Consider the following 12,995-nt stretch of genomic DNA (forward strand, 5'->3'; position numbering starts at 1 on the left):
GTTTCGTGCAGTGGGCGAGGTCGCAGCAGCGGATTGAAAAAAGCGCGCGCAACGCGGGCGCAACCGAAGGGGTCGATCATGGAAAACTCGTTTCCTGTGAGCATTGGGAGGATGTGCGTCTGGGGCGCGCTGCTTCTGTGCATGCTGCTGGGGGGCTGCAAGACGCCGCCGCTTCACCGAGGCCTGACGCAGACGCAGGTCACGGCGCTCAAGTCGGCTGGGTTCCAGGAGACCCAGCAGGGTTTCGAGTTCGGCTCGGCCGGACCGATCCTGTTCGACTTCGATCGCTATAACCTCAAGCCGGATGTGCGGCGGATCGTCGAGCGGATTGGTCGCACGCTCAGGTCGGCGGGGATTAATGGGGTGCGGGTCTATGGGTACTCGGATAATGAGGGGGTGGATGACTATGACGTCGAGTTGTCGAGGCGGCGGGCCGAGGTCGTGGCGATCGAGCTTGTCGACGTAGGGCTGGATGCGAAGCGGATTGCGATCGAGGGGAGAGGGAAGCTCGATCCGGTGGGGGATAACCGGACGCCGGCAGGACGTGCGCAGAATCGGCGGGCGGCGATTGTGGTTTCGCCGAGGTGAAGGGACTCAGGGGCGATGGGCAGGGGCGAAGACGTAAATCGCGTATTCACGGCAGCGGTTGCGCGTGGTCACTTGCCGACAAGCAAGCCCGCCAGTCCGCTCGGAAAATATGGATACGGAAATGTTTCGGTGCGCTCGGTTGTCACTCGTTTGCCATCATCGTCACGTAGACACACTGGGTGTCTGCCCAACACAAGCAGCGGATCGTCATGTTCACCGCGTGCGGGACGGATCATCGGCTGAAGCGGTCATTTGCGATTGGAAGCCGCTCAATTAATTCGAGATGGGGCTTTCATTTGCCTGAGTAAAATCGTTCCGTCAGTTTTTTTGAACGTCGCGTCGGCATTTGGCTAGCGCGGCGCCGACCGGAACGTGTATGGCCATCGAACCCAAGGATCTGCTTCCGCACTTCGAACGCGAGCTGGCGCTGCTGCGCCGTTCGATGCAGACGTTTGCGCAGCGTTTTCCTAAAATCGCCGCTCGCCTGGCGATCACCGGCGAGCATTCGGAAGACCCGCACGTCGAACGTTTGTTGCAGTCGTTCGCATTGATGTCGTCGTCTCACGACATCCGCCTCGAGGATGATGTGCCCGCTTTTACGCACAGCTTTCTCGAGACGCTGCACGGCGCGTTCCTGCGCCCGTTTCCTTCCTGCGCGATTGCGCAATTTCATGGCGACCGGACCGGCAAACCGACCGGGCCTCGTGTCATCGCCAGCGGCGAGCAACTGATCGCACCGGCCGGTCGGGAAGTATTTCGGATGACGGATGAAGTCACGATTGTGCCGCTGACCGTCTCGGCGGTGCGTTACGCGACGTCGGCGATCGCACCGCGCGACGCGGTGTTACCCGCCGAAACGACCGGGCTGCTGACCGTCACGTTTGACCTGACCGCGCCGGAAGCCACGTTCGCGATCGTGCCGGACAGGCTGCGTCTGCACTTCACCGGCGCGCGCGAGATCGTCGCGGCACTTACGGACGCCCTATTGGTTCTTGCCGTACGCGGTTTCGCCGAGGTAGACGATTCCGGACGCTGGAAGCGTCTTCCGGACATGGCATTCTCGGCCGTCGGCCTCGAGCCGGGCGACGCGCTGCTCGATATGCCGCCGAACGAGGCCCTTGTGCCGTTTCACCTGCTGATGGCGTACTGCGCCGTTCCGGAACGCTTCGACTTTGTCGACCTCGACATGCGGCTCCTCAAGCGGTGCGCCGGCGGCAGTCGTCGCGTCGCGCTGCACCTGGCGATTGCGGGGGTGCATCCGGACTCTCATCGTGCCCAACGTCTGGCCGCCGCGACAGCCGAACATGTACGGTTGTTTTGTACGCCCGCGATCAACCTTTTCCCGGACGACGCCGAGCCGATCGAGACGCAAGCCGGTCGCTCGTCTTACCCGGTGAAGCCGCTTGCGCAGAAGAACGCGACGCAGGTGAGCATCTGGTCGATCGACACCGTTCGTCAGACTTCCGGCGCGGGGGCGTCGATCCTGACGCCGTTCCGGTCGCTGCAGCATGGCATGGGCACCCTTCCGGGGCTGTACTGGACGGTGTTGCGCGATGACGCCCGACGGGCACCGAAGACACCCGTCGATACGCCGGCCGGACAGGTGCCGGCCCCGGACGAGACCGCAGACCTGCTTCACGGCGTTGAACTGGAACTGATCGACCGCGACGGCCGGCCTGCCGATCCCGGGCAGCGCAAACTGGCGATCCGGCTTTCCTGCACGCAGGGCGATCTGTCCGGGATGCGGGAACGCGAGCTGGCCTTGTGCACCGGTGATCCGGCGGGAACGATCACGCTGTTGAACCGGCCCACCCGGAGCCGGCCGCCGGCCTTCCGCCACGGCGAGCTGTGGAATCTGCTGTCGCTGCTCGTGCCGCAGACGATTCGGCTGGACAACGGCGGTGCGATCCAGCTGAGGCAGCTTTGCACACGCTGGGCGGAATGCTCGGTCGACGCCGGGCGGCGTTTCGATGCGCTCGTCTCGTTGTCGAGCGCACGGGTTCGGCGCTGGATGCCCGGTAAGCCGGCGTCGGCGTTCGTGCAGGGGCTCGAAGTGCGACTGGTGGTGGATGAACAGCGGTTCGCCGCGTTCAGTCTGGGCGGACTCGCGCACGTGATGGATCGGTTCTTCGCACCGTATGTTCCTGTCACGAGCTTCGTGCAGATTGTGCTGTTTTCAGCGCATACCGGCGCGTCGCTTTACCGCGGGCAACCGCGTCCGGGCGCCCAGCCGCTGGTCTAGTTTTGCGATTTTCAGGGCCTGAACGGAAACGTTTGCGAGTATCTTTCGCGCGGTCGAAATTTATCCTACATTATCGGGGCTTCAGGCCGGTCAACCGGCCCACGGAACCTGAGATCCTAAGCAAGGAACAAGAATGAGTTTCGCTCCGAACGGGGGTATTCCCAATGGTTTGGGCGGCGGTGCGCTCGGCTCCTTGAGCGCGCTCGGCGGCCTGGCAGGCCCGGTCGCATCGAGTGTTGCCGGAAGCCTCGGGCCGCTCGCGGGCCTGGCCGGGCACGTCGATACCGTCCAGCGCGCGATGCAGCTCGCGCAGACCGGCTTCTCGCTGATGGACAAGACGCCCGGCGCGGTTGCCGAAGCGATCAACGGCGCCGCCAACCCCGCGCGCCTGACCCAGCTCAATCGCTACGTGACGCTCGACACGCCGCTCGGCCCGGACGTGCTGCTGGTGAGTGCCGCTGTCGTCGACGAGTACGTGAACCGGCTGCCGGAAATCCACCTCGACCTGCTGTCGCATCGCCACGATCTCCGCCCCGACGATCTGATCGGCCAGCAGGTCAAGATCCGGTTCGATCAGCAGGCGCGCTTGTCGACGCTCGAACGCGTCGTGGCATCGGGCACCGGCGACAACGACCGTTACTTCGACGGTTACGTCGCGTCGTTCGACCGCGCCGGCAATCCCGGGAATGTCACGCAGTACCACCTGACGGCGGTGCCGTGGTTCTGGTTCCTGACGCGCTCGACGGACTGCCGGATTTTCCAGAACAAGACCGCGCAGGACATCCTCACCGAGATTTTCCAGGAGCACGGCTTTTCCGATTTCGTGTTCGATATCCGGACGAGTCAGAAGCCGCTCGAGTACGTCGTGATGTACCAGGAGAGCTACTACAACTTCTGCGCACGATTGATGGAGCAGGAGGGGCTGGTCTGGACGCACCGCTACGAGAAGGACAAGCACATGCTTGTGATCGGCGACACGAATTTGCTGTTCCGTCCGATCGACGGGCTGGCAACCGTGCCGTTCGCCGCCACCGAGGCGAGCGAGGACAGCGGCATCGACCAGTTGCACGAAGGCCGGCGCTTCGGTGTCGGCAAGGTCACGTTTCGCGACTTCAATCACCAGAATCCATCGTCGCCGCTGATGCTGGTGGAGGCTGGGCCGCAGAACCTCAAGCACGCGCGGCTCGACGCGACCGAGCGGTTCGAGCACCAGTCGCTGTACGACGACGGCGACGACGGCAACCGCTACGCCCGTTTTGCGATGGAGGCCGAGGAGGTGCAGGCCCATCGCTATACCGGCGGCGGCTACGCGTGGCGCATGACCACCGCTGGCGCCGTCGCCGTGGCGAATCACCCGGTCCTCGCGAACAATCAGGAATACGTGATCCTGCACGTGCGTCACGAGGCGGTGAACGACTACACGCAGCACAGCGCAAAGCTGCCGTACCGCAACAGCTTCGCGTTGCTGCCGAAGAAGATTCCGTACCGCGCGCCGCGCGGCACGCCGAAGCCGGTGATTCATGGCACGCAATCGGCGATCGTGGTGGGCCCCAAGGGCGAGGAAATCTACACCAACGGGAGCGCCGTGAAGGTGCACTTCCCGTGGGACCGGCGCGGCAAGAACGACGGATCCGACTCGATGTGGGTGCGCGTGTCGCAACCGTGGGCGGGCGACGGCTGGGGGGCGGCCGCGATTCCGCGAATCAAGCAGGAGGTGCTCGTCGCGTTCAATCAGGGCGATCCGGACAACCCCGTGATCGTGGGCCGCGTGTTCAACGGCGAGCAAGGCAACCCGTACCACGGTGCTGCCGGCCAGACGATGGGGATCAAGAGCCAGACGCACAAGGGGCAGGGCTCGAACGAGATCCGCATGACCGACACGAACGGCATGCAGGAATTCTTCATGCACGCCCAGAAGGACATGAACACCGTGGTCGAGAACAGCGAGACGCACAAGGTGCTGGGGCCGATGCGTACCGTCCTGGTGGCGACGGGTAGCGAAGAAAAGCAGATTCCGCAGGGCAACCTGACCGAGACGATCGCCGAGAAGCGCAGTACGACCGCGACCACGGTCGAGGTGACGACGCCGGCCAAGGATGGGGGCGGCGGCACGCAGGCCCACGTGGCCGAGCGCGGCATCCTGCTGAAGGTGCAGGACAGCTCGATCTCGCTCGCGCCCGAAGGCATTCGCCTCGAGCACAAGGGCTCCGTGATCCTGATGACCGACGACGGCGTGATGGTCAACGGCCAGCGCATCGATCTCAACAAATAACACGCACCCAACCAGCCATGCACTACGCAATCCACGAAGGCACCTTCGAGCTGCCGGACGCGGCGCTCGACCGCACCGTCAACATCCTCGTGATGAACGCCGGCCCCGGCGGCCTCAACCTCGTGATCGCCCGTGGGCGGCTGCGCGACGGGGAGAATCTCGACGCGTTTGTCGCGCGAGAATGGGAAGTGGCGTCGCGCGATGCCAAGATGCTCACCGAGAAGGCGCGCCGGCCGGTCACGGTGGCCGAGCGCGCGGGCATCCAGATCGATTCCACGCACGAACGGGACGGCCGGCTCTGGCATCAGATGCAAACGATGTTTCCGGCGGACGACACCGGCCGCGTGCTCGTGATGACGCTGACCAGTGCGGCACCGCTGACCGGCGAACAGCAGGCGATCGCCGACCGCATGCTCGCCAGTTTTCAGCCGCGCGCGGTTCGACCGACCCTGCTCGGGCCCGGTGACGCGTCGTGAGCGCGGAACACTTCGCGGCCGCGCGCTTCGAAGACCCGATCCAGCACACGTCGTTCTGGGGTGAGCTCGCCGCCACGGCCGGTTCGGTGATCGGCGGCGCCATCATCGGCGGATTGGTGGCGGAGGCGATGGAGGGGCTGGTGTTCGTCGGCCTGGCCGCGCTCGAAATCGGCACCGCCGGCCTGGCGACGCCGCTCGTGATCGCGATCGGCGTCGGCGTGGCGGTCGGCTCGGGCGCGCTGATGGAAGCGAGCGGCATGAACGACGCCATCGACGACGGCGCCAAGGCGCTGGCCGACTCGATCGCGCCGCCCGAGATCAAAGGCAAGATCGCGAGCGGCTCGGGGAACGTTTACGTCAACGACAAGGCGGCTGCGCGCGCGGCGCGGCCGGGCGACCTCGACACCGTCGCCTGCACGGATCACTCCGGCCCGCAGATGATCGCCGACGGTTCGGGGAGCGTTTACATCAACGATCATCCCGCAGCGCGCGTCGGCGACAAGACGACTTGCGACGGCACGATTGCCGAAGGCTCGGACAACGTGTTCATCGGCGGCGGCACGCAGCGGGTGCGGGACGTCAAGTCGGCCACGCGTCTCGGGTGGTTGGGCGCGGCGCTCGGCATTGCGCTGGCGGTCTGTGGCCGCGGCAAGATGAGCTGGGGGCAGTTTCTGAAGAGCAAGGTGCCGTGTATCGCGATGAATTTCGCGGCCAGTGCCTTCGGTACCTGGCTGGGCAGTCTGGCGAGGCCGTCAGCCGGCCACCCGGTCAACGTCATTACCGGCGGCAAGATTCTCGATGGCACGGACGACACCGACTTCGCATTGCCCGGGCCGCTGCCGATCGTGTGGCGGCGTTTCTACAGCAGCCACGACGACCGTGCCGACAGCCTGTTCGGGCCGGGCTGGAGCGTGCCGATCAGTGTCGAATTGCGGCTCGCGCGCGAACATGGCGAAGTCACGTCGATCACGTATTGGGACGAACAGGGCCGCGATATCGTATTCCCGGCCGTGCCGCCGGGCGAGAGCCATTTCAGCGTTCCCGAAGGCATTTACCTGATCTGCACCGCCGGCGGCCACTACGTGGTCGAAACGGTCGACGGGCTGTATCGCGATTTCGGCCGTGCCCGCAGCGATGCGGACAGCGAGGGGCTCAAGCTGTGGCGCCTCGAGGATCGCAACGGCAACTGGATCGAGGTGGAGCAGGAAGCCTCCGGTGACGTGATGCGGCCCGCCAGGCTGCATGACAGCGCGGGCCGCCTGCTGACGCTGGCCTACGATGGATCGCACCCTCGACGCATTGCCACGATCGAGCTGACCCGTGGTGTGGACGGTGAGCAACCCGACATGCTGGTGCGTTATGCGTACAGCGATGCGGGCGAACTGGTGGCCGTGACCGATCGCAGCGGCCACACCGGGCGACGCTTCGCATACGAGCGTGGACTGATGGTCCAGCATACGTTGCGCGGCGGCCTGCAATGCTTTTACGCGTGGCAGGGTGTCGGCCGCGACGCGCGTGTCGTGCGCCACTGGACCGACGACGGCGAAGCGTACACGTTCAACGCGGATCTCGCGCAGCGTACGGTGACGATTACCGACCAGACCGGCCGCGTTACGCACTGGACGTGGAACGAGGATCAGCAGCCGACGAGCCATACGGATGCCGAAGGCCACGTGTGGCAGTTGCAGTGGAACGCGATGCGGCAGTTGGTCAGTACGACCGATCCGGCCGGGCATACGACCCGCTTCGAATACGACGAGCGGGGGCGGCAGACCCAGCGTATCGATGCGCTGGGCCAGGTTGAACGCACCGAGTGGAACGGGCACTACGATCTGCCTGTCGCCGAAACCGATCCGGCCAATGCGCGCTGGATCTACCGCTACGACGATCGCGGCAACCTGACGATGGCGCGCGATCCGGCAGGCTTCGCGACCGAGTATCACCGGGATGAGCGCGGGCTGGTGCATACGATCCGCGATGCGCGTGGCGGGTACAAGTTCCTCGAATGGAATGACCGTGCGCAGTTGATTTCGTACACCGATTGCTCCGGCAAGGTCACGCGGTTTGCGTATGACGCACGTGGCGCGCTCGCGCGTGTGACCGATGCGGCCGGGCAGGCTACCGTGTATGAAGCGGATGCGATGGGGCGGGTCACGGGGATCGGGACGGCCGACGGTGCCCGGCAGACGTTTCGTTACGATGCGGCCGGGCGGCTTGTTGAGGTGGTCGATGCGAATCAGCGCAGCACGCGCTATGAGTTGAATCCTCGTGGATTGTTGCTGTCGCGTACTGACGCGGCTGATCGTGTTGTGCGGTTCGGGTACGACGATGCGTTCCGGCTGGCGAGTCTGACCAACGAGAATCGGGAGACCTATCGCTTTCGCTATGACCGACGTGACCTGTTGAGCGAGGAGGTTGGGCTGGAGGGTAACGTCCGCTCGTATGAGTACGATGCTCGTGGACTGGGCGTCGCGCTTAGAGAGGGGAAACGCCAAACCACCTACGAGCGCGACGCGCTCGGGCGGTTGACGGCCAAGGCATCCGGGCGCGAGCGTTGCGAATACCTGTACGACAAGGCAAGCCGGATCACGTCCGGTGAGTTGCATACGCTCACGGCGCGCGGCCCGTCGCTGAAAAATCGCGTCAACCTGAAATACGACGCGCGCGGCGAAGTGCTCGAGGAGTACACGCCAACGGGCTGGCTCGCGCACACGTACGACGAACTCGGCAACCGGGTCAGCACCACGATCTCGGGTGAGCGCACGATCGACTGGCTGCATTACGGCTCCGGGCATGTGCACCAGATCCGTGTCGATGGCGCGGCGATCGCCGACATCGAACGAGACGACCTGCATCGAGAAGTGCTGCGCACACAGGGCAGCCTGACCAGCCAGTTCGGATACGACGCGGTTGGACGCCGTGCGCGAGTTGCCGCGCATCGCGGCTCGGCAGCGGAGGCGCTGCTCGCCAAGCAGTGGCAGTACGATGCGGCCGGCGATGTGATCCAGAAGCGCGACCAGCGCTACGGCACGACCAGCTATCGCTACGATTCGACCGGGCGCATCGAGCAGGCGACGGGACCGGGGTTGCCGTCCGAGGTATTCCGTTGGGACGCGGCGGCGAACCTTGTGTCTAGCGATCATCCGGGCGGCTATGTCGAGCACAACCGGCTCAAGATGTTCGAGGACAAGCGCTTCGAGTACGACGCGTATGGGCGGCTTGTTCGCAAGCTGAGCGGACATGGGCCTGCCAAAGAGCTGAACCTCGAATACGATGACTGGCATCAGTTGAAGTCTGTCGTGACGAAGGATCGTCTTGGGGTGTCGACTACTAATTTCGAATACGACGCGTTTGGCCGGCGGATTCGGAAGCTCAATGGCGGATATGCGAGCACGGATTTCTTGTGGGATGGCATGCGGCTGGTGCAGGAGACGTATCACGACCGTCAGGGCGAGGAAGCACTGACGTACTTGTACGAGTCCAACAGCTATGTGCCGCTTGCGCGGATCGACCAAGGCGCGGTGGCGGCGAATGACGCCAATGCAAGGGACGCGGTCTACTACTTCCACAACGACGTGTCGGGGATGCCGGAAGAACTGACCGACGCCGACGGGGAATTGATCTGGCAGGCCCGCTATAAGGTCTGGGGTAACGCGGTGCAGGAGGAGTGGATCGCGCGGGCGCCGCAGCGGTCGATGCCGGCATGGGGCCAGGTGCAGGAAGCGACGCCGACGTCTGTCCATGTACCAAGACCACAGAACCTGCGTTTCCAGGGGCAGTATCTGGATCGTGAGACGGGGCTGCACTACAACACGTTTCGGTTCTACGATCCGGATATTGGGCGGTTCATCAATCCGGATCCGATCAGATTATTGGGGGGGACGAATCTCTATCAATATGCGCCTAATCCGATTAGCTGGATCGATCCTTGGGGCTTAGAGCTGGAGCCGATTGAGTTCCCGTCGGATGTTTTACATCCGGGGACAGTAAAGGCTGATAACCCGACGGGGATATATTCGTATAAAGCGACGGGGAGTTACATGTTGGACAAGCAGGCGTTATATGACGCGGCTGGACTTAATGAGCGACCCTCGGCCAAATGGATGAATCATCATATAGATTACGATGCGGAAACAAATACGATGAGGGGGCAGTTGGTTGATCCTAACTACCACTCTCACCCACATATCGGAGGCGCGGATGATTTTAAACAAGTGACCGGCCAGAAATACGGAACACAAGGCGCGATCGATGAGGCGACTAAGAGAAACAATGCGCTAACCAAAGAAGGGAATCGAGGGTGTTGACTATTGAGGGCGATCAATGTTAGCTGAAAATTTATTTCAGGGTGAGGGGTTTGATTTTTGTGATCAAGGGCCCGCCATATCAGCAGAGATAGTGAATGAGGTGCTATCCGGTGCCGATTTTAATGGTATGGATGATTTTGTAGAATTTTATGTAAAAAGCAATGGTGGATATTTTAACGGCGGTGCATATTTCTATCGGGACAAATTTTTTACTCTGACCCGTGGCGATTATGATTCTATGGAAATTGAGAGTTTTTACTATATTGGCGAAAGGTACTTCGATGAGGATGAGGTTAATCTTCGTTCAGCGGAAAAAGTTCGCAAGCTGAGGGGTAAGTTTTCCGAGAAGCGAGATATTTTTTGTCGGAAGCATTTTCCGTTCGCCGGAGATGCGGGGGATAATGACTTCTGGATCGATATGGAAACGGGTGAAATAAAATATGTTTTATGGGAATCGGAAGAAAATGTTGATGACATCATTGATATAGCACCGGCGTTTTCTGATTTTGTTAATAACATCGTGCCGCGTCGACGCAATGTGTGATTTGGTGGGAGGTATCACATGCCCAGGCATTGCAGGAAAGCAGTAGGGGGCGTGCGTTGCGGCGAGCTTTCGAGATTATTTCGTCGGGTATTTTTCGATGTGGTTGGGCGGCCTGGCATTGCGTCTCCTAGTGGATTCAAACGCGACGGCATTCAGAACGAAGAGGTTGTTGGTACTTCAAGGTCAAGTTTGACTCGAGGTTTCGGGGGCTGCAATAGGATGAATGCTAGCGAAACCTGGATGATGGAGAGTCGGGGGGGGTTATTGATATTCTTCGAGATGTCTTGTGTGCGGAGAAGTTTTATTGCGTTGATTGTATTGTTGTTGGTCAATCGAGCGTGTTTGGCTACAAGATAATAAGTGGGCAGCCTAAAATAGATGGGGCTCTTCACATTAAGAGCGATTGTCTAACAAATATATTCCAGAATTTCTCCGTCGATATTGCCGGCGCAACCTACGTTGGTGGCGAGGTGGCCGCTCATGGGTCATGCGGTTTCTTTTATAAAAGAACTGGGGACGTGCTCAACTGGGCATTGATGTCGCTGGATTCTGAACCATTTGTGCTCGTCGAGAAAATAGATGGTGGGGTTGCATTTTTATCAAGCGTGGGACGTAAATGGGTGGTGCGTGGGAACGACATGGAGAATGTGAGGATTTTATAAATAATAGGAAGGGTATTTGAATTTTTGTGAGGAGTTAAGTCGAGTTCGTTCAATCAATAAAGGCGATTGATTTTGTTGTGCAGCGCGGGGCTGGATATGCTGTCAGATAAAATTATATCCTTATGCAAGGATAGAGGGTGGTGGTTTAATGATGTTGAGGCGAGTTATCGAGATGCTATTTTAGGGATGGGGCTTGATATCTCATCGGACTTCTCTCAATTCTATTTGCATGTCGAGGATGGTCCGACATTTACGTCAAAGAACGGGGAAATATATCAGGTCTGCTGGTTTTTAAATAACTCTGATTATGACGGTGGATTGAAGGTTGCTCGCGAGGTTCTCAAAGTGCCAGATCCATATATCCCGCTGGATTCATTCTCTGGGGAGCGGGGATATTTCTACAACGCTGAGGCCGGCGAGGTCTTTGATGTTGGTCTAGGGGGTAGTCTAGAGAAATTCATAGATGGTGATCTTAAGCCCCGGTGGAGTAATTTCAATGAATTCATTGAGTGGTTTTTTGATATTTAAGTATGAAGATATTTTTCTGTTGAGGTGATGAGACCTCCTGTGGAGGGTAATTCCAAATGAGCAGAGAGGCGTGTCTGCGGATCCATGAGAACCACGAGATCTATCGTTTCCGTTGCGATCAACGCGACCTACGGAGTGAAAAATTTGGATGCGATAATTGAGAAAATGAAGGTGGATTGGTCTGCCGCACGAAAGGCAATTCATTTTGGACAGGAATGTCCATTTCTATTGAGGTCTTGTTTTTCTGGTGGAGTTGCAAGTGATGTGATGATCAAAGGCATCCCTGACTCTGCACACGAACTTATACAGTTTTGGAAAATATCCGAGCGGGCGGATTTGTTCAAGGATGATGAGTGCGGGCAGTGGGGAGTTGAGGTATTGTCGCCTCAGAAGGCAATTGACGAGACTGCAAAGCAAAGAAAAATAAGGGGGCGAGAATTTTCGGGCAATGATATTGTTTTTGCTCGATTTTATGGGGATTCGGATTTATTGTTGATGGATTCTGCGGGATCCATTTTCGTAAGTTTGCCTTTGGACGATAGATGTGATTGGCCGCGAGTAGCGGATTCGTTGAGAGATTTTTTGGAAAGATTGACGAGTGCTCAGGGGGCGAAATATTGGGAGTCCCCGAAGGGTGGCAGCTAAACTTGAGGACGAGGCTGCAAGAGGTTGACTCCATGACTTCAAAAAATAAGAGAAACGAACTTGTTAGTCTGCTAGTGGAAAGTGATGGTACTTATTCGAAATTCTTAAGGCGGGCGAAAGAGCGGGTTAAATTAGAAAGGTGGGGGGCCGGTGTTGGTGCGCCTTTTTCTCTTGAGCCCTATCGCACTGAGATGTTAGGGGTGAAGCCAGGGCGCATGTTGAAAAGTAAATCGGAGCCGAGCCCTCGGCGGTATTGCTATTCGTACGACGATCACGGGCGAGTGATACATGCAATTGCATACGGGAGGCTGGGTGGTTCTCCAGGGGATCAGGATTGGATGCGTTCCGATGATTTTTACGAATACTCAGAACATTCTACAACTCGATATGTTTTTGGGAATACATTTAGAGAAAATCCCGACTCCCAAGTAACTCGCGTTGTACGGGTGAGTTATGAAAATGGCAGGGTTTCAGAGGTATTTCAGGTCGAAAAAAGAAATCTTGAGTATACGGAGTCGATCTATTCATATGATGTCTCCGGGAATGTTGTTGAGATAATAATCAAGTGGCCGGAGGGGCGCTTCCCCGACCGAGTGCTGTCGGTGGAGGGAAGTGGAAGCGATGTGAGGATTTTTGAAATTCGTGATCGAGGAAAGGTTCCCGTTTACCCGAAGCCTTAATGCGATGGATGGCAGGATGAGCTTGGTTGGCAACACAGAGGTTTTCGCGCG

10 protein-coding genes are annotated in these 12,995 nt (G+C 59.5%); all 10 read left to right on the forward strand.

The genetic code is table 11. From position 1 onward, the window contains the following. The first annotated feature begins 78 nt into the window (after positions 1–78). A complete protein-coding gene (locus tag CUJ89_RS19790) occupies positions 79–588 on the forward strand; it encodes an OmpA family protein (protein ID WP_114181458.1) in 510 nt (169 codons plus the stop codon). 376 nt (positions 589–964) lie between these two features. After that, positions 965–2,830, forward strand: coding sequence for a type VI secretion system baseplate subunit TssF (tssF, locus tag CUJ89_RS19795; protein ID WP_114179186.1), 1,866 nt, complete (start codon positions 965–967; stop codon positions 2,828–2,830). A 133-nt stretch (positions 2,831–2,963) separates the two neighbouring features. After that, positions 2,964–5,102 carry a type VI secretion system Vgr family protein gene (locus CUJ89_RS19800; protein ID WP_114179187.1) on the forward strand — a complete coding sequence of 713 codons (2,139 nt, stop codon included), beginning with the start codon at positions 2,964–2,966 and terminating at the stop codon, positions 5,100–5,102. 17 nt (positions 5,103–5,119) lie between these two features. After that, positions 5,120–5,578: a DcrB-related protein gene (locus CUJ89_RS19805; protein ID WP_114179188.1), complete on the forward strand. Its 459-nt coding sequence runs from the start codon at positions 5,120–5,122 to the stop codon at positions 5,576–5,578. After that, positions 5,575–9,885 carry an RHS repeat-associated core domain-containing protein gene (locus CUJ89_RS19810; RefSeq protein WP_236655034.1) on the forward strand — a complete coding sequence of 1,437 codons (4,311 nt, stop codon included), beginning with the start codon at positions 5,575–5,577 and terminating at the stop codon, positions 9,883–9,885. Before CUJ89_RS19805 ends, CUJ89_RS19810 begins: the two co-directional genes overlap by 4 nt. A 16-nt stretch (positions 9,886–9,901) precedes the next feature. After that, a complete protein-coding gene (locus tag CUJ89_RS19815) occupies positions 9,902–10,429 on the forward strand; it encodes an SMI1/KNR4 family protein (protein WP_114179189.1) in 528 nt (175 codons plus the stop codon). A gap of 284 nt (positions 10,430–10,713) precedes the next feature. Beyond that, positions 10,714–11,091, forward strand: a complete 378-nt coding sequence (locus CUJ89_RS37750) for a hypothetical protein (RefSeq protein WP_152036636.1) — start codon at positions 10,714–10,716, stop codon at positions 11,089–11,091. A gap of 96 nt (positions 11,092–11,187) precedes the next feature. Further along, a complete protein-coding gene (locus tag CUJ89_RS19820; protein WP_114181459.1) occupies positions 11,188–11,619 on the forward strand; it encodes a hypothetical protein in 432 nt (143 codons plus the stop codon). 135 nt (positions 11,620–11,754) lie between these two features. Beyond that, positions 11,755–12,264: a hypothetical protein gene (locus CUJ89_RS37755; protein ID WP_152036637.1), complete on the forward strand. Its 510-nt coding sequence runs from the start codon at positions 11,755–11,757 to the stop codon at positions 12,262–12,264. A 32-nt stretch (positions 12,265–12,296) separates the two neighbouring features. After that, positions 12,297–12,944: a hypothetical protein gene (locus tag CUJ89_RS37760; RefSeq protein ID WP_152036638.1), complete on the forward strand. Its 648-nt coding sequence runs from the start codon at positions 12,297–12,299 to the stop codon at positions 12,942–12,944. The last annotated feature ends 51 nt before the right edge of the window (positions 12,945–12,995 follow it).

It is taken from the genome of Burkholderia pyrrocinia, from assembly GCF_003330765.1.
In the GTDB taxonomy this organism is placed as follows: domain Bacteria; phylum Pseudomonadota; class Gammaproteobacteria; order Burkholderiales; family Burkholderiaceae; genus Burkholderia; species Burkholderia pyrrocinia_B.